The following is a 26,459-nucleotide window of genomic DNA, read 5'->3' as shown; positions in this document are numbered from 1 at the left end:
CACTTCAGTGCTTGTTTGTACTTTACCATCCAGGCAGCTTCCGTTAGTGTGAGCGCTTGCGCGCTCGCGTTCACGGAGAAAGCAATGACGCTTTACGAGCACCTGTTTTACTTGAGCAACCTGCAGTTGTTTTTCTTGTGCCTGATCGGCACCGGCATCCTGAGCGGGGTGTCGGCACTGACCATGGCTCTTACCAGGAAGTGCTTTCCCAACCCGCGCGGCACCGCCATCGTCAATACGATGCTCTCTGGCATATTGCTTCCTACCGGCATGGTGATAGCCTTTGTTGCGGCAGACGTCTGGCACAACGACGAGCGCGGCCGGATCGCAGTCGAACAGGAAGCCACCGCCATCTCCGATGCCATCCGCGTCACCAAGCATCTGCAGCCACCCGATGCCGAACCCATCAAGCAATTGCTCAAGGACTATGTCAGGTATACCGTGGAGGAGGAATGGGCCTTGATGAGCAAGGGGCAGTTCAGCAACAACACAGAGCAGACGCTCGAAAACCTGATGGTGGCGGCCGTACGCCTGGAGGCCCACGCAGACTCATTCGGAGAATCCATCGCCGGTCAGGAGCTGCGCAAATACATGACGCGTGTCGAGCTGGCCCGTGATGACAGGCTCCGGGTGGCCGAGACGCGTATACGCCTGCCTAAATGGCTGGCTGTTTTTGTGCTGCTGTTCGTCTCGGCCTGCGTCATTTCGGAGCTGCACCTGAACTTCCGGCGTCCCCTGGTCATTTCACTGACGCTATTCTCTTTGGGTTTTGGCGTAACGCTGTATCTGATGTCAGCTTATGATCGTCCGTTTACGGGGCGAACCATAATTGAGCCCATTGCCTTGAAGCATGTGATTATCCGGGCCAATTACTAAGCTCTTGCCTCACTCAAGCCTGTCCGGCCGGGAAAATATGAACCCGTGTGGGGCGCGCCACCAGGGTTTCCCGGGCCTTCAATTGCAGTTCACCAAAACGCTCGGTCGCCATCACGACCTCTATTGTCTCTTGCGTATCACGCCGTCTGAGCACCAACTGGGCCACCGGACCGATGGCGTGGCTGCGCTCGAGCTCCACGACGATGCCGTCGGTGCCGGGTGTATAGCGCTCCAGCTGGATGTCTTGAGGTCGAACATAGGCGATATCGTCCGAGCCGCCATTGCCCAGGTGCCCGGGCACGCCCACCCGGCAAGAACCCGTTTGCAGCACACCGTCCTGCACTCGTCCGCGGAACAAATTGACGTTGCCCAGGAAGCCGTAAACAAAGGGCGTTGCGGGCCGCGCATAGACTTCGGCGGGAGCACCGGTCTGGTGTACGCTGCCGCGATTCATGATGACAACCTCGTCGGCCACCTCCAGCGCCTCATCCTGATCATGCGTGACGAATAGGCTGGTAACCCGTATTTCCTCGTGCAGCCGCCGCAGCCATTGCCGCAGTTCCTTTCGTACCGTGGCATCCAGGGCACCGAAAGGCTCATCCAGCAGCAACACCCGCGGCTCGATCGCCAGCGCACGGGCCAGAGCGATGCGTTGGCGCTGTCCGCCGGACAGTGCCGTCGGCCTGCGGTCGGCCAGCCAGTCCAGTTGCACCAGTTCAAGCAGGCGTATCACTCGCTTGCGGATGGCCTCGTTGGACAGACGTTCCTTGCGGGGCCGGACGCGCAAGCCGAAGGCGATGTTTTCGAACACGCTCATGTGCCGGAACAAGGCATAGTGCTGGAACACAAAGCCGACCTGGCGATCACGTACATGATGGGCCAGCGCATTCTCGCCACCCAAATACACGTCGCCGCTGTCCGGGTGTTCCAGACCGGCGATGATGCGCAGCAAGGTGGTCTTGCCGCAACCCGATGGGCCCAGTAGGGCGGTCAGCTTGCCGTCCGGAAAAGTCAGTGACACATTGTCCAGGGCGGTATGGTTGCCGAACTGCTTGCTAATACTACGAACTTCTATGCTCATGCCTGGGCTCCCTGGCAGTTGATGGCGATGTCGCCTCAGTGGTGGCGTTCTATCCATGACTTCAGCGCCAAGGTCACCAGGGCCAGCATCGCAAGCAGCGAGGCGACGGCAAAAGCGGCGGAGAAGTTATATTCGTTGTAGAGGATCTCCACGTGCAGCGGCATCGTATTGGTCAGGCCCCTGATATGGCCGGACACGACCGATACGGCACCGAACTCGCCCATGGCGCGGGCATTGCAAAGAATGACTCCGTACAGCAAGCCCCACTTGATATTGGGCAGCGTGATCCGGTAGAAGGTCTGCCAGCCGGAGGCGCCCAACACCAAGGCCGCTTCCTCTTCCTCGTTGCCTTGCGATTGCATCAGCGGTATGAGTTCGCGGGCCACAAAGGGAAACGTGACGAATACGGTGGCCAGCACGATGCCGGGTACGGCAAAAAGTATCTTGATGTCGTGCTCATACAGCCAGTTGCCGAACCAGCCGTGCGCGCCAAAGATCAGCACGTAGATCAGGCCGGATATAACAGGCGAGACGGAGAAGGGCAGGTCGATCAAGGTGATCAGTATGTTCTTGCCGCGAAAGTCGAACTTGGTCAGGCACCAGGCCGCACTGACACCGAAGACCAGATTGAGCGGCACGGCGATGGCTGCGGCGATAAGCGTAAGTCGGATGGCGGCGAGGGCGTCCGGCTCTATGATGGCCGCGACGTAGGGTTCCCAACCTTTCTTGAATGCCTCCGCAAAAACAGCCAGCAGGGGGATAAACAGAAAGAGCGCCAGGAAAGCGAAGGCGGTCAGCATCAGCAGGTGTCGGACCCATGGCGGCTCCAGCGTGGCAGCCGGTACGCGCGGGGTGGCGCCGGCTAGCGTGGCAGCGTGGTCCATTGCAGGATTCAGCAAACTCATGTCATGTCCGGGCTGGATCGTTGCGGTGTCGCGACCAGGCCTGCAATAGATTGATCGTCAGCAGCAGGGCGAAGGACACCGTCAGCATGACGACGGCAATCGCCGTTGCGCCGGCGTAATCGAACTGCTCCAGCTTGGTCACGATAAGCAAGGGCGCGATCTCTGACACCATGGGCATATTCCCGGCGATGAAGATCACCGAACCGTACTCGCCGGCAGCACGGGCAAACGCCATGGCAAAGCCGGTCAGCAAGGCGGGCAGCAGGGTGGGAAAAAGAATGCGGGCGAAGATCTGCAGCCGTGTGGCGCCCAGCGTTGCTGCGGCTTCCTCGAGTTCGTGTTCCAGCTCTTCAAGCACGGGCTGCAGCGTGCGAACGACGAAGGGCAAGCCCACGAAGGTCAGTGCCACCACCACGCCCAAGGGAGCGAAGGCCACCTTGATGCCCAAGGGCTCGAGGTACTGCCCCAGCCAGCCATTGCCCGAATAGAGCGCCGTCAGCGTGATGCCCGCCACGGCGGTGGGCAAGGCAAAGGGCAGGTCTACCAAGGCATCGACCACGCTGGACCCCTTGTATCGGTAACGCACCAGCACCCAGGCGACGATACTGCCGAAGACCACATTGATGGCAGCGGCCAGTAGCGAGGCGCCAAAGCTCAGGCGGTACGAGGCCATGACGCGCGGCGAGGTGACGACTTCCCAGAATCCCGCCCATGTCAGCGTGAAGGTTCTGAGAAACACGGCCGACAGCGGAATCAATACGATCAGCGCAAGATAGAACAGCGTAAAGCCCAATGTCAGCCGCAGGCCGGGCATCACCCGGGGATGCTTGATGGTGATGCTCATGGATCAGCGACCGGCTGGTTGGTAGATCTGATCAAAAATACCGCCATCGCCGAAGTGCTGCTTCTGCGCCTTGGTCCACCCGCCCGCAACCTCTTCCACGGTAAAGAGCTCGATGTCCCGGAACTGTGCCGCGTGGCGAGCGGCGACGTCCGGGGAGATCGGGCGATAGTAATTGCGGGCGGCGATGTCCTGGCCGGTCTCCGAATACAGGAAGTCCAGATACGCCTGGGCCACTTCTCGCGTACCCTTTTTATTCACGGTCTTGTCCACCAGGGCGACCGGGGGCTGGGCCAGGATGCTGACGGCAGGCGCGACGATTTCCACTTTATCGGGTCCCAGCTCGTTGATCGCCAGCATGGCTTCGTTCTCCCAGGCCAGCAGCACATCGCCGATGCCGCGTTCCACAAAAGTGGTCGTCGAGCCGCGCGCGCCAGAATCCAGCACCGGAACCTGCTGGAACAACTGGGTGACGAACTGCTTGGCCCGCGCTTCGTTACCGTTAGGTTGGGTCAGCGCATAGCCCCATGCCGCCAGATAGTTCCAGCGTGCGCCACCCGACGTCTTGGGGTTGGGCGTGATCACCGAAATGCCGGGTCGGACCAGATCGTCCCAGTTGTGTATGTTCTTGGGATTGCCCTTGCGCACGAGAAAGACAATCGTCGACGTGTAGGGCGTGCTGCCGTGGGCAAGGCGGCCTTGCCAGCCCGGATCAATGGCACCCCGTTCGGCGATGGCATCGATGTCAGAGGCCAAAGCCAGCGTCACCACATCCGCGCCCAGGCCGTCGATGACCGAGCGCGCCTGCTTGCCGGAGCCGCCATGAGACTGGCGTATGGTGACCGTGTCGCCTGTTTTGGCCTTCCAGTGCCCGGTGAAGGCCTCGTTGAACTCCCGGTATAGCTCGCGGGTCGGATCGTAGGAAACGTTCAGCAAGCTGATTTCTGCCGCGGACGCCGAGCTGAGCAGCATGGCAGAGGCGACGATGGCTTTCGCCAGCAAGGAGGGTAGCGGCATCTTGAACCTTTATGTTTTTTGATATGTACAAGTCGCTAGCCTACGGTCGTCGCGAAGCAATCGGAACGATTAGTTTGGTCAATGTTTATAAGCGCGGCGCATTATGCGCGGAGGCTATAAGGCAAAACAAGGCCATATGGCCGGTAATGCATGCACTGGACTGGTTCCAGAAAAGGAGTGTAAAATAGCCGGAAAAGGAGTGTCATCATGACTCTTGCCTACGCCTACCCATTAAGCCGCTACGAGCCCGCCGTTGTGGTCGACCTGAACGAAAAGTCCACGCGCGAACAACTGTCCGGTTCCGCCATCAAGGGCTTCTTCAAGCTTGCCGATGCCTGGAAGCTACGAGACGAGCAAGCCTGTGCACTGCTGGGTGGCCTATCCAGCAGCGCCCTGTACGAATGGAAAAAGAAACCCGCGCGCGTGCTCGAGGTCGATCGCATCACCCGTATTTCGTACTTGTTGGGCATCTACAAGGCACTGCATATTCTTTACGGGCGCAAGCTGGCCGATCAGTGGGTCAGCATGCCCAATCGACACCGCCTATTCGGCGGCCGTACTCCCTTGGACTATATGCAAGAGGGCGGTCTGCTTGCCATGCAAACGGTACGCCAGTTGCTCGACGCCCGGCGCGGCGGGGTATAGCCCGTGCGCATTCCGCCGCTGACCGCGCTGCGCCAGACCGATACCTGCCGTTTGCTGCCCTCGCGTTTCGTCGACGAAGAAGATTCTGTCCTGGCACCGCTGTCCGACAGCCCCGAGCAGCTTGCCGACTTGTTCCTGCTGGATAACGCAACCAACCGTCGCCTGGCGGCCGAGCGCGGCTTGCTTCCCGGCATAGGCATCGATGAACTGGTTTTCGGGGTACCGAACTTCCGCATCATCAATGCGGCCTATGCCTACCCGCGCCCGGAGGGTAGCCGGTTCAACAATGGCCAGCGCGGCGCCTGGTATTGCGGCTTCGAGCTTGATACCGCAATTGCCGAGGTGGCTTTTCACAAAACGGTCGAGTACGCCGAGATCGACTACTTCGAGGACGAGGTCGACTATCAGTTGATGCTGGCTGATTTCAGCGGACCGTTTCACGACCTTCGCGGACTGCAGGGCTATAAGTCTTGCCTGGACCCGCGCAGCTACGTGGCCTCGCAAAGCCTTGCCGAAGTATTGCTTGATAGCGGTTCGCTGGGGGTGGTATACCCAAGTGTCCGCCTTGAGGGCGGTACCAACCTGGCTTGCTTTCGACCCGCCCTGGTCAATAACGTGCGCCGGGGCGAGGCATATCGATTCACCTGGTCGGGTCAGCCCGAGCCCCAGGTGGCACAGATCAAACCCAGGAAAAGCCGTGGTGCCAGCCGCCGGGGCAATCAAACAGGATGAACAATGAGTCTACACAAGCAGCTTGAGCAACGCGCGGCCGACGGCAAACCCATACGCATAGCCCTGATAGGTGCGGGCAAGTTCGGGTCCATGTATTTGGCCCAAATACCACGCACCCCCGGCATGCACCTTGTGGCCATTGCCGACCTCAGTCCCGATGCCGCGCGTGCCAACCTGGCCCGCGTCGGCTGGGATGCACGCCAGTTGCAGGCCGATTCGGCCCAAGAGGCACTAAGCAGCGGCGGCACCTGGATTACCGACAATTGGCAGGCCTTGGTCAAGCTGCCCGAAATCGACATCATCGTCGAGTGCACCGGCAACCCCATCGCTGCGGTTGAGCATTGCCTGGCGGCTTTCGAGCAGGGCAAGCATGTGGTCAACGTGACTGTCGAAGCCGATGCTTTTTGCGGACCCTTGCTGGGCCGCAAGGCCGCCCAGGCCGGCGTCATTTACTCATTGGCTTTCGGAGACCAGCCGGCGCTGATTTGCGACCTGGTCGATTGGGCGCGCACTTGCGGATTTCCTGTTGTTGCCGCTGGCCGGGGTCACAAATGGCTGCCGCATTTTTCCGAATCTACCCCCGAAACTGTCTGGGGCTATTACGGATTGTCGCCCGAACAGGCCGAGCGCGGAGGCCTGAACCCCAAGATGTTCAACAGTTTCCTGGATGGCTCCAAGCCATCAATAGAAAGTGCGGCGGTCTCGAACGCCACAGGCCTGGGTGTGCCCTCCAACGGACTGCTGTATCCGCCGGCCAGCATTGCAGACATACCCTTCGTCACGCGACCGGTATCCGAAGGCGGGGTGCTCGAGCGCAAGGGTATGGTTGAAGTCATCTCCTCGCTCGAGGCCGATGGCCGGCCCATTCCGTACGACATCCGCATGGGTGTATGGGTTACGGTCGAAGCCGAGACCGATTACATCAAGAATTGCTTTGAGGAATACAACGCCCATACCGACCCCAGCGGCAGATACTTCACGCTGTACAAGCGCTGGCATCTCATTGGGCTTGAAGTCGGTATGTCGGTGGCGTCGGTCGCGCTGCGTGGCGAACCGACCGGGGTGGCAGTCAACTGGAACGCCGATGTCGTGGCGACAGCCAAGCGCGACCTGAAGGCCGGCGAAATGCTGGATGGTGAAGGCGGCTACACCGTGTGGGGCAAACTGCTGCCGGCGAGCACATCTGCGGCGATGGGCGGCGTGCCGCTAGGGCTTGCGCACGGCGTGAAGCTGGTTCGGCCGGTGGCCAAAGGCCAGTGCGTGGTGTGGGATGACGTGGCCATCGACACCAGCACACCGGCCTATCGGCTACGCCGGGAAATGGAGACGGGGCAGGGCTAGTCCCAATACGTGTTGCGGCCGTAGTATTGATGCAGGCGAGTTTCGTAATCGCGATCCAGCGGCTGGTCCTCGTCGTACTCCGGCCCATTCTTTATCTGCTCGCGGGTCAGCGTTGTCCACACCGTGGAGTCGCTCCATTCGATGCGCTCTATCCAGTGAGTCGCAAGTAATACCTTCTTGCCGCCCGGCCACCAATTGCGGGTATCAACCAACAGATAGCGCACCGCCCAAGCCTCGTCATCGATGATGAAGTCTTCCACATGGCCTATCTCATCATCGGTTCCGGCAATGTGATAGCCGGTAACGTCCTTGCTGCTGCGCAAGTGCACGTCTTCCGGGTTGTCCGCGGCGCGGGCTGCCAGTTCTTCCGGGCTTTCTCCTGGTGGGGGCGGCACGGCGCCCGCCTCGGGTAAAGGGTAGACAGGATAGCCGCCAACGCCCCAGAGATAAGGGCCGCTCCAGTAATTGCCATAGCCGTAATAGTCGGACAGCTGGGTCTCCAGTTGACGTGAAATCGGCTGGTGCGTATCGATGTCGGGGCTGTTCTTGACCTGCTCGCGCGTTAGCGACACATGCACGGTTTCTTGCGCCTCATCCACGCCTTTGATGGAGTACGGGGACAGCAATACGCTACGCTGGGACAGCCATCCTCCAGTCTCGACCACCAAGTAGCGCACGCCCCACTGGCGATCGTCGAAATACAGTTCCTTGACGCTACCCAGTTCGTCATCCGTTGCCTGGATGGCGTAGCCTTTCAGACTGCTTGCTTTGCGTAACATAGGCTTTCTCCTGTTAGATTGAATAAGCAATACAGCAAGCGTCATGCCCGCAGAAATGGATTTACGCAACCCGCTTTCTTACGCTACATTGTTGGCCTCTTGCTTTCGCGGCACAGCACTTGCCCTGGAAGCCGCAGTCAACGCGGATGGAAGGAGCGCGCATGGAGTTGGACGCCCTGATGTTGGCCAGAGTCCAGTTCGGGTTCACCATTGCATTCCACATTATTTTTCCCTCCATCACCATTGGCCTGGCCAGTTACCTGATGGTGCTGGAAGCCTATTGGCTTAAGACGGGCAAACGACACTATTACGATCTTTATCATTACTGGATAAAAATCTTTGCGGTCAACTTTGCGATGGGCGTGGTCTCGGGCCTGGTGATGGCGTACCAGTTTGGAACCAACTGGAGCTACTTCTCGGACTTTGCCGGCGGCATCACCGGGCCGCTACTGGCCTATGAAGTACTTACTGCCTTCTTCCTGGAAGCCGGCTTTCTGGGTGTGATGCTGTTCGGCTGGTCCCGCGTGGGACCGGGCCTGCATTTCTTTTCCACGATCATGGTCGCGCTGGGAACCTTGCTGTCGGCGACATGGATCCTGGCGTCCAACAGCTGGATGCAGACGCCTGCCGGCTACGAGATAGTGAACAACCAGGCGGTGCCCGTAGACTGGATAGCCGTCATCTTCAATCCTTCGTTTCCCTATCGCCTGGTGCACATGGGCCTGGCGGCCTTCCTGGTTACCGCCCTGATTGTCGGGGCGTCCGCTGCCTGGCATCTGCTGCACAAGAACGACACGCCGGCCATTCGCAAAATGCTGTCCATGGCCATGTGGATGCTGTTGGTGACCGCGCCCATCCAGGCAGTGGTAGGCGACTTTCATGGTTTGAATACCCTTAAGCACCAGCCTGCCAAGCTGGCAGCCATCGAAGGGCACTGGGAGAACAAGCCGGGCGAAGGTGTGCCCCTTACTCTTTTCGGCTGGCCCGACATGCAGGAAGAGAAAAACCACTTTGCGCTTGAAGTGCCACGGTTGGGCAGCTTGATCCTGACCCATAGCTGGGACGGGCAGTTTGCTGGATTGAAATCCTTCGCACCCGAAGATCGGCCGAACGCCACGGTGGTTTTCTGGACCTTCCGCATCATGGTGGGTCTGGGCTTCCTGATGATAGGCCTGGCCCTGTGGGCAGCCTGGGCCAGATGGCGAGGACGCCTGTTCGAGTCCCGTCCGCTGCTGCGTTGCATACTGTACATGGGGCCATCGGGATTGGTCGCGATGTTGGCCGGATGGATGACGACCGAAATAGGGCGGCAGCCCTGGATCGTCTACAACGTGATGCGCACTGCCGATGGCGTCAGCGATCACGGTGCCTATGAACTGGGGCTGACGCTGGCGCTGTTCGTCATTATCTATTTCATCGTGTTCGGAGCCGGTACGGTCTATATTTTGCGGCTGATACGCAAGGGCCCGGCTACGCAAGATCCCGTGCCGGGCGGCCCGGGCGAGACCCGTACGCCGGCACGCCCGTTCTCGGCGGCTCCGCAGCAGCGCGACGGCCATGAAGAACCACTGAATCGCGATAAAAGGTGAACGCTATGGGCGTCGATCTGGCATTGATCTGGGCGATCATCATTCTGTTTGGCATCTTGATGTACGTCATCATGGATGGCTTCGACCTGGGCATAGGCTTGCTCTTTAGCCTGGTCACCGACAAAGAGGACAGAGACATCATGATGAATACGGTCGCGCCAGTCTGGGACGGCAACGAGACCTGGCTGGTATTGGGCGGCGCCGGCTTGCTGGCCGCCTTTCCACTGGCTTATTCCGTGGTACTTAGCGCCTTCATGCTGCCTTTGATTTTCATGCTGCTGGGGCTTATCTTCAGAGGCGTGGCTTTCGAATTCCGCTTCAAGGCACAGGACCACCGGCGGCACTGGTGGGACAAGGCCTTTATCGGTGGTTCGGTCATCGCCACATTTTTCCAAGGCGTTACGCTGGGGGCTTACATGCACGGCCTGCCAGTAGTCAATCGCAGCTACGCGGGTGGGGCGCTGGACTGGATCACCCCATTCTCGATTTTCACCGGTTTGGGGCTGCTTGTTGCATACGCCTTATTGGGTTGCACGTGGCTGATCTTTAAAACCGAAGGGGCGCTGCATGACCGCATGCGGCAATTGGCCCGGCCGCTGGTCTTCGCTTTGCTTGGCGTCATTGTGCTGCTAAGCATCTGGACGCCATTGACGCACAGCGCCATCGCCGAGCGCTGGTTCAGCGTACCCAATATTTTCTTCTTTGCCCCGGTGCCCATATTGGTAGTGGTGGCGGCCTGGTGCCTGCTGCGGTCCTTGAACCGGGATCCTCATGCGGGGCCGTTTCTGTTGACGCTGGCGCTGTTGTTTCTGGGCTATAGCGGGCTGGGCATCAGCGTGTGGCCCAATATCATCCCGCCTGACATCACTATTTGGGATGCATCCGGTCCCGCAGAGAGTCAGGGGTTCACGCTGGTGGGGGCGCTGCTGATCATTCCCCTGATCCTGATGTATACCGCCTGGTCTTATTACGTGTTCCGCGGAAAAGTCGTAAGCAGCGAGGGCTATCACTGATGGAGCAACATACGCCTTCCGCGCGTGCACTATGGTGGCGCCGTATTGCATGGTTGGTGGCGATATGGGCAGCCAGCATCGCTGCCCTGGCGCTATTCGCCTACTTGTTGCGCCTGATCATGAATGCGGTCGGCATGACCGCCTGACTTGTTATTTGCCGGCTGCCAGTGCCTGGCGCAACAGGTTGCCTACGACTTCATTGATGCCTGTGTCTTCGTCCTGCGCGCGCTGACGGATTGCGGCAATCAGGTCTTCGTTCAGCTTCAGCGGAAAAGAAACCAGACCTTCGGCCTTGTCCAGCCGGCGTTGCTCTCGGCGGTCTGGTAATCCGGCACCGGATGCCGCGCCAAAGCGATTGGGCGTACCGCCTTTCCTCAGATTTTCCATCAGCTTGAGGGCTTTGTTTTTCTCGAGATCTGTTTTCTTCATGAGCGTCCAGGGTTGGTTCCAGGGCGCCACACGATATCGCCAAGCCGCGATTATACGGGCTAGGCGAGGCCTACGTGCCGGACGCCGCCGCCACGCGGCCACCCGGCCAAATCGCGCCCTGTTTTATCGCACTTTGCGAACAGTGGGCGAGAACTCCACAGGCACCCAGGCGTAGCCGGTGTCATCGTGGCGCACATGCCCCAGGCCCGGAAAGGGAAGATGCGCGCCCGCTATCCAAAGCGCCTCTTTGCTCACCAGCGCCAGGACGTCGCGCCGGGTAGCGATAGCCTGCTGCGGGTCGACATCGAACTCGATAGCGACCTCCGGTCGGGCGAACTGTACCGAATGGCTGTGGATGACGTCCCCCCACACCAGCAGCTTTCCTTTGGGCGTGGAAAACAGATAGCCGCCATGCCCGGGTGTGTGTCCTGGCAGAGGGTGGGAGTCTACGCCTGGCAGCAAGGGATCGCCCGGATTGAACTTTTTAAGCTTGCCGGCTGCGACATAAGGCGCGACGGCTTGCTGCGCGGCCTTGAAGAAAGGTTGCAAGGCCTCTGGCGCCTTCGCTGCGATGTCGGCATTCAGCCAGAACGCGGCTTCCTCTTTGGCAACGTACACGGTCGCATTGGGAAACACCGCCGTACCGTCGGCATTGGTGATGCCGCAAGCGTGGTCGCCGTGCAGGTGGGTAAGCAACACGGTGTCGACCTGTGCGGTTTCATAACCGGACGCCTGCAGATTGGCGGGTATGTTTCCCAGGGTTGGGCCAAAGCAGGCCGCCGCACCGGCATCGACCAGTATGAGGTTGTCGCCGGTATTAACCAGGAAGCCATTGACGGCCGTTTGCACGCCGCCCGCGTGCGTCGGCACGAACATCCGGGCGATGAGCGTCTGAATGTCTTTTTCGGTGGCGCCTTTCAGCAGGCCGGGGTCCAGGTCCACAAACCCGTCGTACAGCGCGGTGGCTTCGAACTCGCCCAGCACCATGCGGTAATACCCCGGCACCTGCGTGCCCGGCTGAGGCGGCACTTGAGCCACGGCCACGCCGCTGCAGCATGCCAGCGCGGCCAACAGAAGCAGATGTTTATATCGTCTGAAACCGCGAAAAGAGGGGGCCATGAGGTTCTCCTGTAAGAGGCTGGTGCTGGACCGCAAGTGTAGCGGATGGCAGGCCGCAGTGGCCCCCAAGGCGGGATCGCTCCTTGCTGGGACTTAGCCAGCATAGCGGCGCGGCCGCACACATTCAAGGGAGCGATTATGGCAACAGACAGAAACGGCGACAACAACGTCGAACGCAGCGCCGACAAGCAGCGGCAGATACAGGCCGAACAAGATCAGAAGGATGCGGCCAAGAAGGGCGGTTCGTCAGACTCGGGCTCGCAAGGCGCGGCGCAAACCGGCGCGCGCGAGCATCCCGAGCCACCTCTGCCCAAGCAGCACCAGGAAAAGCCGGGTCACGAGCACGAACTGGAGCCGGCGCCGCAGTTCATGGCGCCCGCTTATCGCGGTAGCGGAAAGCTGGACGGTATGGCGGCCATCGTCACCGGAGCGGATTCCGGCATAGGAAGGGCGGTGGCGGTGTTGTTTGCTCGCGAGGGGGCCGATGTGGCCGTCGCCTACCTCAGCGAAGACACAGACGCGCAAGAGACCAAGCGTTGCGTTGAAGCAGAAGGACGCAAATGCTTGCTGATATCAGGCGACGTCAAGGACGCAGAGTTTTGCCGGCGGGTCGTGCAGGAAACGGTACAGGCCTTCGGCAAGCTGGACGTGCTCGTGAATAACGCCGCCTTCCAGGAGCACGCCGACAGCCTCGAAGATATTACCGATGAAAGGTTTGACGAAACCATGCGTACCAACATCTATGGATACTTCCATATGGCACGGGCGGCATTGCCGCATCTGAAAGAAGGCAGCTCCATCATCAACACTGGCTCCGTGACCGGACTGCGCGGGCATGCCACCTTGCTGGACTATTCGACTACCAAGGGTGCCATACATGCTTTCACGATGGCACTGGCTTCCAACCTGGCCAGCAAGGGTGTCCGCGTCAACGCCGTGGCGCCGGGACCTGTTTGGACGCCGCTTAACCCTGCGGATCAGCCTGCCGAGAAAATCGAGTCATTTGGCGCGAAGACCGCATTGGGCCGTCCGGCTCAGCCGGAAGAAATTTCGCCCGCCTATGTGTTCCTCGCTTCGCCGGCTTGCGCCAGCTACATCACCGGCATTGTCCTGCCGATCACCGGCAGTCCGGGTAGTTGAGCGGTCGGTAGCCGTAGACGGCCGGGAGGGATCCATGAAGAAGCGAGCCTTAACCTTACTTTTCATGATCACGCTTGCCGTTGCGATGACGGCGCTGGACCCGCCGCCATCCGACGCCGCCGAAGCTTTCACCGTCGATGTTCTCAGCAAATAATGTGGCTGCGCGAGGGCACCTGTGGTAACGCGAAATCGTCCCGCCTCCGAGCATAAGCGCAGGAATACAGCTTGCTGAAACAGGCCCGTCACCCAACCGATGACCATTAACGATAGGGTTAATCATGACCGCGGCAACCTCCCAACGCGCACGGAGCGACAGGCTCCCCACACTGCTGTGCTTCTCGCATCTACGCTGGAACTTTGTATACCAGCGTCCTCAGCATCTGATGACCCGCTTTTCACGGGACCATAAGGTGCTTTATTTCGAGGAGCCCATCTACGACACTCACGACGAGCCTTATCTGGAAGCGCGTGAAGCGCAGGATGGGGTGTGCGTACTGGTTCCACACCTGCCGGCCGGCCAACAGCGTGAAGATGCCGAGCGTGCGCAACGCGACCTGCTTGATCGCTATCTCGGCGATATTCCGGCCGAAGAAATGAAGCTTTGGTATTACACGCCCATGAGCCTGGCTTTCTCGGCGCATCTGCGTTCGGCGTTTGTTGTATACGACTGCATGGACGAGTTGTCGGCATTTCGCGGTGCCCCTGTTGATCTGGTCGAGCGCGAGCGAGAACTGCTGGCCCGAGCCGATGCCGTATTTACTGGCGGCTACAGTCTTTACGAAGCCAAGCGTGATCTGCATCCCAATGTCCATCCCTTTCCTAGCAGCGTCGACATCGCCCACTTTGCTCAGGCCCGGCGCGACCTGCCCGAGCCGCAAGACCAGGCCAACATACCTCATCCACGCCTTGGGTTTTACGGTGTGCTGGATGAGCGGCTGGACATCGTGCTGCTTGAGCAACTGGCCGATTTGCGGCCAGACTGGCACCTGGTGCTGGTGGGGCCGGTTGTCAAGATCGACCCCGAAGCTTTGCCGCGCAGGCCCAATATTCATTACCTCGGCGCGAAGCAATACGACGAGTTGCCGGCCTACCTGGCTGGCTGGGATGTGGCCCTGATGCCGTTCGCCTTGAACGAATCAACGCGCTTCATCAGCCCCACCAAGACACCCGAGTACCTGGCGGGCGGACGCGCAGTGGTGTCGTCAGCCATCACCGATGTGCTGCGACGCTATGGCGAATGCGGCATGGTATCCATTTGCGAAACGCCACAGCAGTTCGTGCAAGCCATTGCCGCCGAGCTCGAACGAATTCACGATAGACCCGCTCTTTATGAGCGCGCGGATGAAATCCTGGCGGGCATGTCGTGGGACGGGACCAGTGACCGCATGATGGCCATCATGGCCGACGGACGGCGGCGGCCGGCGCCCAAGCTTGTATCGGCCTTGACCTTTGGGCATGACAGGCCCGTGCCTATCGCCAACGGCGGCGCCCACTACGACTATCTGGTCGTGGGTGCGGGTTTTGCGGGCAGCGTATTGGCAGAGCGTTTGGCCTCGGAATTGGACAAGAAGGTGCTGGTGATCGATCGTCGTCCGCATATTGCCGGCAACGCCTATGACTACTATGACGCAGCCGGTATTCTTGTCCATAAATACGGTCCGCACATCTTCCATACCAATTCCCAGAAAGTGGTGGATTACCTGTCCCGATTTACCGCATGGCGGCCTTACGAGCACCGCGTGCTGGCGCAGGTGGATGGCAAGCTGGTGCCAATGCCGATCAACCTCACTACACTTGCCAAGCTGTATGGGCGGGCCTTTACGTCCGAGCAGGCGAGCGAGTTCCTTGCCGCCCGCGCCGAGCCGGTCAACCCGGTCAGGACATCTGAAGATGTGGTGGTCAGCAAGGTGGGACGCGAGCTGTACGAGAAATTCTTTCGGGGCTATACCCGCAAGCAATGGGGGCTTGATCCCAGCGAACTGGATAAAGCCGTGGCGGCGCGCATACCCGTACGGACCTCGACCGACGACCGCTACTTCACCGATACCTTCCAGTGCATGCCGCTACATGGCTACACCCGCATGTTCGAGAAAATGCTGGATCATCCCAACATTACGGTCAAGACGGGGACATCGTACGACGACGTTCGCGATGCCATCCATTACGATCACTTGATCTACTGCGGCCCTATCGACGAATTTTTCGATCATCGTTACGGCAGGCTGCCTTATCGCTCTTTGCAATTTCGGCAGGCTACGCTGGACCAGACCACCTTCCAGCCGGCTGCAGTGGTCAACTATCCCGCCGAAGACATCCCCTACACACGCATTACCGAATACAAGTATTTGACCGGGCAAGAGCATGAGAAGACGAGCATTACCTACGAAATACCCAGCGCGGTAGGCGAACCGTATTATCCGGTGCCCCGTCCGGAGAATGACAGGCTGTTCCGCAAGTATCAGGATCTTGCCGACCGGACGCCGGGCGTTACTTTCGTTGGGCGTCTCGCTACGTATCGGTACTACAACATGGATCAAGTCATCGCCCAGGCACTTAGCGTCTTCGAGCGGCTTGCCGAGCCCGAACCCACGCAGCAGGGCAGCCCGGCGGCGCAGTCTGTGGCCTAGATCCAGGAAAGCCATGTCGGCCTTGTTTCAGAGCTACTTCATGGGCGGCTTCGAGTGTTCGACTCAACGCCGCCCCGATGGTGTCCGGCTGGATTTGCTGCGCGCGACCGGACACGATTGCTATGCCGAGGAGGACTATCGCGCTTTGCTGGCGCAAGACATCGCCACCGCACGTGATGGATTGCGTTGGCACCTGATCGAGCAGCATCCGGGGCAATATGACTGGAGCAGCTTTCTTCCCATGCTGCATGCGGCAAGCCGGACCGGCGTTCAAGTCTTATGGGACTTGTGCCACTACGGCTGGCCCGAACACATAGACATCTGGTCCAGCGACTTCCCGGATCGCTATAGCCGATACGCCGCAGCCGTTGCCAGGTTGGTACGCGACGAAACAGCCGATGTTCCGTTTTACTGTCCCATCAACGAGATCTCGTTCTGGGCGTGGGCGGCGGGAGACATGCGCTTATTTGCGCCGCGCGCGACGCGCCGGGGCATGGAGCTGAAGTGTCAGTTGTTGCGGGCGGCGATAGCGGGCACCCGCGCCATACTCGAGGTCGATCCACGCGCCCGTTTCGTCGCTGTCGACCCGGTCATCCATGTAGTGCCCCGCACGCCAGCCATGCGGCGCGCAGCAGCGCATGCCCGTGCGGCACAGTTTGAAGCCTGGGACATACTGGCAGGCAAGCTGCATCCCGAGTTGGGCGGAGGACCGGATTGTCTCGATATTATCGGCGTCAACTATTACTCGAATAATCAGTGGTTCTTGCGTGGCCGCACCATCGAGGTCGGCGATCCGCTGTATCGCCCGTTTCGGGAGATTCTGGCCGAGACCCATCAGCGCTATGGCCGTCCTCTGTTCGTTGCGGAGACCGGTGCCGAGGGCGACTTGCGCCAGCCGTGGTTGCGCTACGTTTGCGATGAGGTTCTGGCGGCCATCGAACTCGGTGTGCCGGTCGACGGCATCTGCCTGTATCCGGTTACCAACTACCCCGGCTGGGCCGATGAACGACATTGCGACTGCGGCCTGCTGGGTCCGCCGCAGCAAGACGGAAGCAGGGCGCTACATGAGCCACTTGCAGCCGAGCTGGCCCGCCAGCAGGAGCGGTTCCGTTATGTCCGCGAGGAGGACCGCGGCATTGCAGTAGAGGCAATGGCAACTGCCAGAGGGGGGTGGCCGTGAGCTCCCGCAGCGTGCCTAACCGGCCGTGGCCATTTCTTCTGAAGTACCTCAAATTGCGGCGCTGGCAATTTGGCACGCTGGCTGTGCTGGTGGTGTCAGCGGGTACTTGCGCCGTGGCGGTTCAGTACGGCATGAAGCTGGTCGTCGATGCCATGGTTACGACAGACCGGGTGGCGGCGCAAGTCTGGCCGCCCTTGCTGATGTTTCTTGGATTGATTGCCCTGGAGAACATACTATGGCGCTGCAGCGGCTGGCTGGGTTGCCGTGCCATCGTTGCCACGGGCGCCGACGTCCGGGTGGACCTGTTCCAGCACATGATCGGCCACCCCATGCGCTACTTTGCCAAGCACTTGTCCGGATCGCTAAGCAGTCGCATCACGGCGACCGCCGGCTCGACCGGGGCGATACTTAGCCGGTTGATTTGGAACATTACGCCCCCCGCCGTCGACTTTATTGGCGCGGTCGTGGTGCTGACGCTGGTGGATTACCGGATGTCGCTGGCACTGGTTGCGTTTGTGGCGATCGTTGCTTCCATCATCATCGCTTTCGGCATACGGGGACGGGCGTTGCACCGCGCCTACGGCCAGGAGGCAGCAGTCGTGGGCGGCGAACTGGTGGACACCGTCACCAACGTATGGGCGGTGAAGGCGTTTTCGGCCAGGGAGCGCGAGCGTCAACGCCTGGCCAGTGCTATAGGCATAGAAGCCCGCGCGCAGCGCAAAAGCTGGATGTACCTGGAGAAAGCTCGGGTCATACACGACGTCTGCCTATGGATCATGGCCGGCACGATGCTGATCTGGGCGTTACGTGCCTGGCAGTCCGGCTCGGTCAGCGCCGGCGATGTCGTCCTGGTCAGCGCCTTGACGTTTCGCATCTTGCATGGCTCGCGCGATCTGGCGCTGGCCTTGGTAGAGATGTCGCAGGAATTCGGCATAGTGGCCGAGATGCTGGAGGTCATAGGCGAACGCCATGCCATATCTGACGCGCCGGGTGCTCTGCCAGTACAACCCACGCAGGGCCGTATTGAGTTTCGCAACGTCACGTTTCGCTATCCCGACAGCAAGAAACCTGTATTCCAGCACCTTGATCTCGTGATACCACCGGGGCAGAAGCTGGGTTTGGCGGGCCCTTCGGGCGGCGGCAAGTCCACGCTATTGGCACTGATCCAGCGTCTGGACGATGTGCAGCATGGAGAGATACTGATCGACGGCGTGCCCGTAAGCGCCATGAGCCAGGACTCATTACGGGCGGGTATTGCCGTGGTGCCGCAGGATATCAGCCTTTTCCGCCGTTCCGTGATGGAGAACATACGCTACAGCCGTCCCGATGCCAGTGACGAAGACGTTTATGCCGCGGCGCGCCATGCTCAGTGCGACGCCTTTATCCGTCGGCTGCGCCATGGCTACGACACTATCATAGGCGAGCGCGGCGCCACGCTGTCTGGCGGGCAGCGCCAGCGTTTGGGCATAGCACGCGCCTTCTTGAAGGACGCGCCGGTTCTGATATTGGACGAGGCCACTGCCGCTTTGGATACAAAGTCCGAGCGGGCGGTGCAGCGGGCGCTGCAAAACCTGATCAGTGGCCGTACCGTGATTGCCGTTGCGCACAGGTTGTCTACGCTAAGCCAATTCGACCGCATCGTCATGTTGAGCGAAGGCAAGATCATGGAGGACGGCAGCCCTGAAGAGCTGCTGGCGCGTGACGGCTTGTTCAGCTCGCTGTGGAACGCGCAGTCGGGTATGGGGCGCGTCAGCGCATGAACGGTGATGGCTCCGCCTGTGACCTTGCTACGCAACGCGGCTGAGATGTTCAGCGGGTATCCTGGCGCTGCGCCCCGCCAGCCATTCGAATTCCACGATATCGTGGCCGCAGAATACCTCGACCGAGGCGGCATGTGCTTGCTTGAGCTCGCGCAGCCGTTCCTGGTTATGACGTCGCTGGGGCCGATCCTTATCCATCATCCATTGATAGAACCGCAGGCCGGGTGTGCAATGTGGGGATGTCGCGTCCAGCTCGTGCCGATAAAAGTAGGCGTCACCTGCCTGCAGCAGCCATTTATCCCCCCGGTTGACGGCGACGCCTGCGTGCCCGTAGGTATGCCCGATCAAGGGAATCATGGCGATGTCGTCATCCAGGCCTTCCAGGCTGCGGACGCTGTCAAAGCCAAACCAGGCATCACCTTTGTGCATGGAATACATCTTCCACTTATCCCGGGTGGACCATTGCTGTGGTCGGAAACGCTGCCTGTCCAGCCAGGTCTTTTGCAGCAGTGCGTAGTCCGACTCCGCAGCCAGCATGTGAACGACGGCATGAGGGAAGTCGTCCAGACCGCCCGCGTGGTCGAAATCCAGATGAGTCAGGACAATGTGACGGACATCCTCCGGTCTGAACCCCAGATGCCGCAATTGGCCGACGGCAGTCATTTCCTCACGCCATTCGGGGCGCAGCATGGCAAGGAAGAAGCCGCTCAGGCGGCCCCTGGGGTCTGCGACATCGCGCATCCCCAGGCCGGTGTCGATCAACACCAGTCCCGACCGGCTTTCGACCAGCAGGCAGTGGCAGGCCAGATGGCCGCGCTGAACAATGGATGGCGTCCTGCCATCCATCAGCTTACCGCCCAAGGGACAGGTCGAGATGCAGTTCAGATGATGAATTCGCACACTGCTATTTTTCCTGCTTCTCGTTCAAGGCCCGTGCCATTTCCAGGTGTTCCTTCAGTTTTGGCAAGGCCTTGGTGGCCAGGGCCTTCACGTCGGGATCCTGCGCGCCCTTGCTGGCCTTGTCGAACATGTTCACTGTGGCCTCATGCGATGCCACGCCGATCCGATTGACATACATGGCGTCGAACGCACCGCCCGAAAGCGCTTTCAAGGCCGTAATTTCGGTGACCTGCATAGCCGAGGGTCCGTCGGGCGGGGTCATGCCTTTTTCCTGTGCCAGGCTGGATGCTTCCTTAGCCATCATTTGATGGTCCTTGATCATCATCTGGGCGAAATCCTTGACGTCCTGGCTGGATGTTTTCTCCAAAGCCAGTTGGCTGCCTTCAACTTCGGCATGGCTGCCCTGTATGGCATTTTCGAGAAAGTTGGCGTCCTCCTGGGTCAGTTGCGACTGCCCTTGAGGATTTGCCGCGGGCTGTGCCGCTTGCGTGCTCGTTCCCGGCTGAGTCGCCTGTGTGCCTGCGGCCGGTTGCGCGCCTTGAGTGGTCTGAGCCTGGACGGAAAGGCCCCCCAATGCCGTACTGAATGCAAAGGCCATGGCGGTTAGTCGCGTGTTCATAAGCGCTCCTTGTAGGGTTGGTAAGTTGCTTGATCCCGTAGCTCTGCAAGGCGCATACCTAACCGACTTCCACGCCTGAGAAAGATAAAAGTATTTAAGGCACGGCCCTAAACTATCGGCCATATCTGCCGTTGACAAAGCTTCCGCAAATCGCGGACCTCAGCTTCCGTAGGCACTTAACAACTGGCTTTTATGAACAATTTAAAGATAGGCACACGCCTGGCCGTGGGCTTCACATTCATGCTGCTGCTCGTAGCGATTCTGGCAGGCATCGGGCTTTGGCGCATGCAGGCGTCAGACGCGATGACCGATGAGATTCTGGAAATCAGACTCAAGAACGAACGGTTGATTACCGAATGGCGGACGCAGATCTCGCTGAACGCGGTACGGACGGTTGCGGTGGCTCGAACCACCAACCCGGGAGCAATCAGGTACTTTGAAGAGCAGATGGCTGAAGCCTCGGCGCGCGTCGATACCCTGCGTGAAGCACTGCGGGCCAATCTCACTGACGCGGAAGCGATCGAAAAGTACAACGCGGTGGCCCAGAAGCGCGCCGTATACAGGGATGCCCGTGAGGCCGCCTTGGGTTCAGGTGACTTTCTGACAAGACAAATGTTCGTAGAGAATGAACTGGATGGATTGTTGGCTGGCTATACGGGCAGTATTGATGAGCTGTTGCAGCATCAACAAGCACTGATTGACTCCAGCGCCAGCAGTTTAAGTGATAGTAATCACTTCGGAGTCGCCCTCTTGCTGGGCTTTGCGGCACTTGCTCTCGTGGCCGGGCTGGCGTTTGCGGTGTCAATCACCCGCTCCATTACGCGGCCCCTACGCCGGTCAGTCCAGCTTGCCCAGACCGTATCCAGCAGAGATCTGCGCAGCGTCATAGAGGTAGAGGGCACAGACGAAACCAGCACGCTGCTTCGCGCCCTGCAGCAAATGAATGAGAATCTCACCGACGTGGTGCTCGATGTGCGCAATGGCGCCAATGCCATCGCTACGGCCTCCATGCAGATCTCGGCGGGCAACGTGGATCTGTCATCACGGACCGAAGAGCAGGCCAGCTCGCTTGCTGAGACCGCGGCCACCATGGAGCAACTGACCACCACCGTCAAGCAAAATGCCGATAATGCCGCCCAGGCTGGCGTGCTGGCTCAGGCCGCCGCACAGGTCGCTGCCAAAAGTGGCCAAGTCGTGTCCCAGGTTGTTACGACGATGGGCCAGATCAACGATTCATCCAGGAAGGTAGCCGAGATCATCAGCGTCATCGACACGATCGCCTTCCAGACCAATATCCTTGCCCTGAATGCTGCGGTGGAAGCGGCGAGGGCAGGGGAGCAAGGGCGGGGCTTTGCTGTCGTGGCAACCGAGGTTCGCGCACTGGCGCAGCGCAGCGCTACAGCCGCCAAAGAGATCAAGGAGTTGATCGATTCATCTGTCGAAACCACGGCAACAGGTAATAGGCTGGTGGCTGAAGCCGGAGCCACCATGGACGAAACCGTGACCAGCATCAAGCGCCTTACTGACATCATGGGCGAGATCACTTCGGCCAGCCAGGAGCAGAGCGTTGGCATTGAGCAGGTGAACCAGGCTGTTTCGCAAATGGACCAAGTCACTCAGCAAAACGCGGCGCTGGTGGAAGAGGCCGCAGCCGCATCGGGCAGCCTGCGCGAGCAGGCCTCCGGGCTCGCCAGGTTGGTGGCCACGTTCAAGCTGGCTGAGCAGAGCACTGTGTTGCCAGTGACGACGGAACGACCGCTTGCACTGACGTAAGAATCTCTGTAGAACTGGGTCAAGGGCACGCTGCGCTTGCGTGCCCGACTCCTTCGTTCAATCTTTATACGGCGCAGTGCATGCCCATACCGTACCGTCGTAATCAAGATGTGGTGATTGTGGGTGGCGGCCAGTCTGCTCTGTCGGTCGCCTACTTTTTAAGGCGCACGTCTTTAAGCGTCGTAATACTGGACAGCGGCCACGAGCCGGGCGGGGCATGGGTTCATGGTTGGGATTCATTGCGCCTGTTTTCACCCGGCCAGTGGAGTTCCCTACCCGGTTGGGGTATGCCGCCTGTAGAAGGCTACCCAACCCGTGATGATATTGTCAGCTACCTCGCCCAGTACGAAAATCGATACGGATTTTCGATAGAGCGGCCGGTGTCCGTGGCGAAGCTTACCCGTAGCGACGATGGCTTTGTCGTGCATACGGATGGCGGCATATGGCATGCACGCGCGGTCGTCAGTGCGACCGGTACCTGGAGCCAGCCCTATATTCCAGCCTATCCCAACCATTCGGTTTATGCCGGGGTGCAAGTACATTCTGCTCACTACCGCAACGCAGCGCCATTTGCCGGCAAGAGGGTACTTGTCGTGGGCGGCGGAAATTCGGGCGCTCAGATCCTGGCAGAGGTCTCGCGCGTAGCTGACACGACCTGGGTAACGCCGACGGATCCGGTGTTCCTGCCCGACGATGTGGATGGCCGTGTGCTGTTCGAGCGGGCAACCGCCAAATGGAAGGCGCAGCAGGAAGGCCGCATATTGCCAGACCCGCCTGGTGGCTTGGGCGACGTGGTCATGGTGGAGTCAGTCAAAGCTGCGCGCGACCGTGGTGCTCTCAACGCCGTACGCCCGTTCCGTCAGTTCACGGACCGGGGTGTCATCTGGCAAGATGGGTCGCACACTGATTTCGACGCGGTCATTTGGTGCACCGGGTTTCGGCCAGCGTTGGGCCACCTGAAACCGTTGGGTATTCTTGACGTTGATGGAAGGGTTGCTCTTTCGGGGACGCAGTCGGTCGACGTTCCCGGCTTATGGCTGGTGGGCTATGGCGAATGGACGGGTTTTGCTTCGGCAACACTGGTGGGTGGCATGCGCTATGCCAGGGCCACGGCTCTTGAAGTAGCCCAGGCGCTAGAAGGTCAGCAACCACCCCGCAGTACCGGTGCCGACCACCACCAGCCACGCAGGCAGCCTCCAGAACATTAAGGCGACCAATGCCACAAGCGCCAGGCCAAAGTCTTGGGGTGCATGAATCGCGCTCGTCCATACAGGCCGATAAAGAGCGGCCAGAAGCAGGCCAACTACGGCGGCGTTGACGCCTGAGAGCGCAGCTTGCGTACGGCTATTACGGCGCAATGACTCCCAGAATGGCAATACCCCAACAACCAGCAGGAAGGACGGTGCGAAGATCGCCAGCAGGCAAAGCAGGCCGCCTAGCCAGCCCGAAGGCGCACCGCCCATTGATGCGCCCAGGAAGGCTGCGAAGGTAAATAGCGGGCCAGGAACGGCCTGCGCAGCACCGTAGCCGGCCAGAAACGATTCATTGCTGACCCAGCCCGTGGGCACGACCTCGGCTTGCAGCAGAGGCAGCACCACGTGCCCCCCACCAAACACCAGGGATCCGGCACGGTAGAAAGCATCCACCATGGACAGCGCTTGATTCGGGAATAGCACCGACAGTAAGGGCAAACCGATCAGCAAGCCAAAGAATAGAGCCAGGCAAAACAGGCCAGCCGACCGCGTGATCACAATCGGCAAAGGGTCGTGTGCTGTGCCTGTTTGCGGTCTGAACCATAGCAGTCCGATGGCGGCCGCAATGACGATGGCTATCACCTGGCCCCAGGCAGACGGCACGACAAGAACCATGCAAGTGGTTGCCGCCATAATGACGATGCGCGGCGCATCCGTACAAAGATTGCGAGCCATTCCCCATACTGCTTGCGCCACCACGGCAACGGCCACGACCTTCAAGCCGTGCAGCACACCGGATGGCATCGCATCGCCGTAACTCGAGATGCCCAGGGCAAACAAGATGAGGGCAATCGCGGACGGCAAAGTGAAACCCGTCCATGCAGCCAACGCTCCGGCATAGCCGGACCGGGACAGCCCCAATGCGATCCCAACCTGACTGCTGGCTGGACCAGGCAGGAACTGGCAGAGCGCGACCAGGTCAGCGTAGCTGCGCTCGCTTAACCATCGTCGCCGCGTAACGAACTCGTCCCGGAAGTAGCCCAAATGGGCGATCGGGCCGCCAAAAGAGGTAAGGCCCAGCCGAAGAAAAATCAGGAAGACAGCCCAAGGGCTGCGGTCGGTTTTACAGGCCACCCAAGCGCACGGCAAGCGCCGCCAAAGTAATCAGCAATACCGGCAAAGTCAGCACAATACCCACTTTAAAGTAGTACCCCCAAGTGATGGTCATGCCCTTGCGCGCCAACACGTGCAGCCATAATAGCGTGGCCAGGCTGCCAATAGGCGTGATTTTGGGGCCCAGGTCGCTACCAATGACGTTCGCATAAATCATGGCTTCCTTCACAACGCCAGTTGCCTGGCTGGCGTCGATCGACAGTGCGCCAATCAGCACGGTGGGCAAATTGTTCATCATGGATGAGAGCAGGGCGGTCAGTACCCCGGTGCCTATAGTCGCCATCCACAGACCGTGGCCGGCGAAGTAATCCAGCAAGCCGGCGATCATCTCGGTCAGCCCGGCGTTGCGCAGGCCGTAAACGACCAGGTACATTCCCAACGAAAAAATAACGATGGCCCAGGGCGCTTCCCTGACGACCTTGCGTGTACTGATTTTATGTCCGCGTCCGGCAACGACAAGCAGGGCCAGAGCGCCCAGCGCCGCAATGGCGCTGACGGGAATGCCAAAGCCCTCCAGGGTAAAGAAACTGATCAGCAGCAGCCCCAACACAATCCAGCCGGCCCGGAAAGTCGCCAGGTCGCGTATCGCCGTTTTCGGTTCTTTAAGTTGGCTGGCATCGTAGCGCAGGGGGATGCTGCGGCGAAAATACAGCAGTAAAACCAGAAGGGTAGCGGCGACGGAAACGAAGTTGACGGGCACCATGACGGCTGCGTAGCGCGCAAAGCTGATATCGAAAAAATCGGCTGAAACGATATTGACCAGGTTGGACACAATAAAAGGCAAGCTGGCCGTGTCGGAAATAAAGCCGGCGGCCATGACAAAAGCCAGGGTAGCCGCCGGGCTGAACCCCAACGCCAGCAACATCGCCATAACAATAGGCGTAAGTATCAAGGCAGCGCCATCGTTGGCAAAGAATGCCGACACCGCAGCGCCCAGCAGCACAATCAACGCGAATAACAGGCGGCCCCGCCCGCGACCCCATCTGGCAACGTGCAGCGACGTCCATTCAAAGAAGCCGGCCTCATCCAGCACAAGGCTGATGATAATGATGGCCACGAACGCACCGGTCGCATTCCAGACTATCTGCCAGACAACGGGTATGTCGCTTGGGCTGACAACGCCAAAGGCCAACGCCAGCGCCGCGCCGATAGCCGCGCTCCAACCAATGTTCAAGCCGCGCGGCTGCCAGATAACCAAGACGATGGTAACAATGAAAATCAAGAGTGCAGCAATCACATCAGGCTGCCGATGCGGTCGAGTTCCGCCTTTAAGCGAGTTGGGTTGCCTTTAAGCTCTGTGAGTGGCAACGCCAGGAACGCTTTGATACGAGCACGCAAAATGCGATAGGCATGCTCGAACGCCGCGTCAATCTCTTCATCGGTGCCTGTGGCATGGGCTGGATCTTCAACCCCCCAATGGGTACGAATCACCGGGCCGAGGTAGGCAGGGCAGGTTTCACCTGCAGCACTGGCGCAAACGGTGACGACCATGTCGGGCGTCAGCGGCAAGTTATCCCACGATTTGCTGGAATAGCCGGTCGTTGAAATACCTTCTCGTGCGAGGAGTGCCAAAGAGCGCGGGTGCACCTGTCCGGTTGGATGGCTTCCGGCGCTCATCGCCGTCCACCCTGCTGGCGCAACATGATTAAACGTGGCTTCAGCGAGAATCGACCGGCAAGAGTTGCCGGTGCAGAGAAAAAGAATATTCATATAAGGGGTAGAAACAA

Annotated in this window: 25 protein-coding genes; 13 read left to right on the top strand and 12 right to left on the bottom strand. The window is 59.8% G+C overall.

Annotated elements, in window-relative coordinates; translation table 11 throughout:
• Window positions 1-84 precede the first annotated feature (84 nt).
• Window positions 85-876 (top strand): bestrophin-like domain, encoded by a 792-nt coding sequence (locus CKA81_RS05875; protein WP_164878352.1) that lies wholly within the window; start codon window positions 85-87, stop codon window positions 874-876.
• A 13-nt stretch (window positions 877-889) separates the two neighbouring features.
• On the opposite strand, the gene CKA81_RS05870 is transcribed toward CKA81_RS05875, so the two are convergent.
• Genes CKA81_RS05870 through CKA81_RS05855 form a run of 4 tightly spaced genes read right to left on the bottom strand, consistent with a single transcriptional unit; the run spans window position 890 to window position 4,675 of the window.
• A complete protein-coding gene (locus CKA81_RS05870; RefSeq protein ID WP_128354456.1) occupies window positions 890-1,957 on the bottom strand; it encodes a sulfate/molybdate ABC transporter ATP-binding protein in 1,068 nt (355 codons plus the stop codon).
• 35 nt (window positions 1,958-1,992) lie between these two features.
• Window positions 1,993-2,841, bottom strand: coding sequence for a sulfate ABC transporter permease subunit CysW (gene cysW / locus CKA81_RS05865; protein WP_228255834.1), 849 nt, complete (start codon window positions 2,839-2,841; stop codon window positions 1,993-1,995).
• A gap of 22 nt (window positions 2,842-2,863) precedes the next feature.
• Window positions 2,864-3,706 carry a sulfate ABC transporter permease subunit CysT gene (gene cysT, locus CKA81_RS05860; RefSeq protein ID WP_128354454.1) on the bottom strand — a complete coding sequence of 281 codons (843 nt, stop codon included), beginning with the start codon at window positions 3,704-3,706 and terminating at the stop codon, window positions 2,864-2,866.
• A gap of 3 nt (window positions 3,707-3,709) precedes the next feature.
• Complete coding sequence (locus CKA81_RS05855; RefSeq protein ID WP_237183418.1) at window positions 3,710-4,675, bottom strand: sulfate ABC transporter substrate-binding protein; 966 nt, start codon at window positions 4,673-4,675, stop codon at window positions 3,710-3,712.
• 252 nt (window positions 4,676-4,927) lie between these two features.
• Here CKA81_RS05855 and CKA81_RS05850 point away from each other — a divergent pair, with 252 nt between their 5' ends.
• The 3 genes from CKA81_RS05850 to CKA81_RS05840 are packed head-to-tail and all read left to right on the top strand — an operon-like array spanning window position 4,928 to window position 7,438.
• A complete protein-coding gene (locus CKA81_RS05850; protein ID WP_128354452.1) occupies window positions 4,928-5,365 on the top strand; it encodes an MbcA/ParS/Xre antitoxin family protein in 438 nt (145 codons plus the stop codon).
• Window positions 5,366-5,368: 3 nt separating this feature from the next.
• Window positions 5,369-6,097 carry an RES family NAD+ phosphorylase gene (locus CKA81_RS05845; protein ID WP_128354451.1) on the top strand — a complete coding sequence of 243 codons (729 nt, stop codon included), beginning with the start codon at window positions 5,369-5,371 and terminating at the stop codon, window positions 6,095-6,097.
• Between the two features lie 3 nt (window positions 6,098-6,100).
• Window positions 6,101-7,438 carry an NAD(P)H-dependent oxidoreductase gene (locus CKA81_RS05840; RefSeq protein WP_128354450.1) on the top strand — a complete coding sequence of 446 codons (1,338 nt, stop codon included), beginning with the start codon at window positions 6,101-6,103 and terminating at the stop codon, window positions 7,436-7,438.
• Here CKA81_RS05840 and CKA81_RS05835 read toward each other — a convergent pair.
• Window positions 7,435-8,217, bottom strand: a complete 783-nt coding sequence (locus CKA81_RS05835; RefSeq protein WP_128354449.1) for a PRC-barrel domain-containing protein — start codon at window positions 8,215-8,217, stop codon at window positions 7,435-7,437. The genes CKA81_RS05840 and CKA81_RS05835 overlap by 4 nt on opposite strands.
• Window positions 8,218-8,378: 161 nt before the next feature.
• On the opposite strand from CKA81_RS05835, the gene CKA81_RS05830 reads away from it, so the two are divergent.
• Genes CKA81_RS05830 through CKA81_RS05820 form a run of 3 tightly spaced genes read left to right on the top strand, consistent with a single transcriptional unit; the run spans window position 8,379 to window position 10,965 of the window.
• Window positions 8,379-9,806, top strand: coding sequence for a cytochrome ubiquinol oxidase subunit I (locus CKA81_RS05830; protein WP_128354448.1), 1,428 nt, complete (start codon window positions 8,379-8,381; stop codon window positions 9,804-9,806).
• Between the two features lie 5 nt (window positions 9,807-9,811).
• A complete protein-coding gene (cydB, locus tag CKA81_RS05825) occupies window positions 9,812-10,819 on the top strand; it encodes a cytochrome d ubiquinol oxidase subunit II (protein ID WP_128354447.1) in 1,008 nt (335 codons plus the stop codon).
• A complete protein-coding gene (locus CKA81_RS05820) occupies window positions 10,819-10,965 on the top strand; it encodes a DUF2474 domain-containing protein (protein WP_128354446.1) in 147 nt (48 codons plus the stop codon). The genes cydB and CKA81_RS05820 overlap by 1 nt, the downstream gene beginning before the upstream one ends.
• 4 nt (window positions 10,966-10,969) lie before the next feature.
• On the opposite strand, the gene CKA81_RS05815 is transcribed toward CKA81_RS05820, so the two are convergent.
• Window positions 10,970-11,248, bottom strand: coding sequence for a hypothetical protein (locus tag CKA81_RS05815; protein ID WP_128354445.1), 279 nt, complete (start codon window positions 11,246-11,248; stop codon window positions 10,970-10,972).
• A 123-nt stretch (window positions 11,249-11,371) separates the two neighbouring features.
• Entirely contained in the window at window positions 11,372-12,367 is a 996-nt protein-coding gene (locus CKA81_RS05810; protein ID WP_128354444.1) for an MBL fold metallo-hydrolase, read from the bottom strand.
• Window positions 12,368-12,505: 138 nt separating this feature from the next.
• Between CKA81_RS05810 and CKA81_RS05805 the strand changes: the two genes are divergently transcribed.
• The 4 genes from CKA81_RS05805 (at window position 12,506) to CKA81_RS05790 (ending at window position 19,074) form a co-directional block, all read left to right on the top strand.
• Entirely contained in the window at window positions 12,506-13,507 is a 1,002-nt protein-coding gene (locus tag CKA81_RS05805) for an SDR family oxidoreductase (RefSeq protein ID WP_128354443.1), read from the top strand.
• Window positions 13,508-13,890: 383 nt separating this feature from the next.
• The gene (gene glf / locus CKA81_RS17465) at window positions 13,891-16,134 is read left to right on the top strand and encodes a UDP-galactopyranose mutase (RefSeq protein WP_128354442.1); all 2,244 of its coding nucleotides are present in this window, start codon (window positions 13,891-13,893) and stop codon (window positions 16,132-16,134) included.
• 13 nt (window positions 16,135-16,147) lie between these two features.
• Window positions 16,148-17,314, top strand: a complete 1,167-nt coding sequence (locus CKA81_RS05795) for a glycoside hydrolase family 1 protein (RefSeq protein ID WP_199287566.1) — start codon at window positions 16,148-16,150, stop codon at window positions 17,312-17,314.
• Window positions 17,311-19,074, top strand: a complete 1,764-nt coding sequence (locus tag CKA81_RS05790; RefSeq protein ID WP_228255806.1) for an ABC transporter ATP-binding protein — start codon at window positions 17,311-17,313, stop codon at window positions 19,072-19,074. Before CKA81_RS05795 ends, CKA81_RS05790 begins: the two co-directional genes overlap by 4 nt.
• A 27-nt stretch (window positions 19,075-19,101) precedes the next feature.
• On the opposite strand, the gene CKA81_RS05785 is transcribed toward CKA81_RS05790, so the two are convergent.
• Both CKA81_RS05785 and CKA81_RS05780 read right to left on the bottom strand, forming a co-directional pair.
• Window positions 19,102-19,974, bottom strand: coding sequence for an MBL fold metallo-hydrolase (locus tag CKA81_RS05785; RefSeq protein WP_128354440.1), 873 nt, complete (start codon window positions 19,972-19,974; stop codon window positions 19,102-19,104).
• A 4-nt stretch (window positions 19,975-19,978) separates the two neighbouring features.
• On the bottom strand, window positions 19,979-20,593 hold the full coding sequence (locus tag CKA81_RS05780) for a DUF4142 domain-containing protein (RefSeq protein WP_228255805.1): 615 nt from the start codon (window positions 20,591-20,593) through the stop codon (window positions 19,979-19,981).
• A gap of 192 nt (window positions 20,594-20,785) precedes the next feature.
• On the opposite strand from CKA81_RS05780, the gene CKA81_RS17420 reads away from it, so the two are divergent.
• Window positions 20,786-22,366: a methyl-accepting chemotaxis protein gene (locus CKA81_RS17420; protein WP_128354439.1), complete on the top strand. Its 1,581-nt coding sequence runs from the start codon at window positions 20,786-20,788 to the stop codon at window positions 22,364-22,366.
• Between the two features lie 80 nt (window positions 22,367-22,446).
• On the top strand, window positions 22,447-23,574 hold the full coding sequence (locus tag CKA81_RS05770) for an ArsO family NAD(P)H-dependent flavin-containing monooxygenase (RefSeq protein ID WP_128354438.1): 1,128 nt from the start codon (window positions 22,447-22,449) through the stop codon (window positions 23,572-23,574).
• On the opposite strand, the gene chrA is transcribed toward CKA81_RS05770, so the two are convergent.
• Genes chrA through CKA81_RS05755 form a run of 3 tightly spaced genes read right to left on the bottom strand, consistent with a single transcriptional unit; the run spans window position 23,500 to window position 26,442 of the window.
• Window positions 23,500-24,693 carry a chromate efflux transporter gene (chrA, locus tag CKA81_RS05765; protein WP_128354437.1) on the bottom strand — a complete coding sequence of 398 codons (1,194 nt, stop codon included), beginning with the start codon at window positions 24,691-24,693 and terminating at the stop codon, window positions 23,500-23,502. The two genes, CKA81_RS05770 and chrA, sit on opposite strands and share 75 nt — an antisense overlap.
• On the bottom strand, window positions 24,683-25,969 hold the full coding sequence (locus CKA81_RS05760; RefSeq protein WP_128354436.1) for an arsenic transporter: 1,287 nt from the start codon (window positions 25,967-25,969) through the stop codon (window positions 24,683-24,685). Before CKA81_RS05760 ends, chrA begins: the two co-directional genes overlap by 11 nt.
• Window positions 25,966-26,442, bottom strand: a complete 477-nt coding sequence (locus tag CKA81_RS05755; protein WP_128354435.1) for an arsenate reductase ArsC — start codon at window positions 26,440-26,442, stop codon at window positions 25,966-25,968. Before CKA81_RS05755 ends, CKA81_RS05760 begins: the two co-directional genes overlap by 4 nt.
• Window positions 26,443-26,459 lie beyond the last annotated feature (17 nt).

The sequence above is a fragment of the Pollutimonas thiosulfatoxidans genome (genome assembly GCF_004022565.1).
GTDB classification, from domain to species: domain Bacteria; phylum Pseudomonadota; class Gammaproteobacteria; order Burkholderiales; family Burkholderiaceae_B; genus Pusillimonas_D; species Pusillimonas_D thiosulfatoxidans.
Note: the sequence above shows the minus strand (reverse complement) of the source record. Positions and strands in the feature narration are given on the sequence as shown.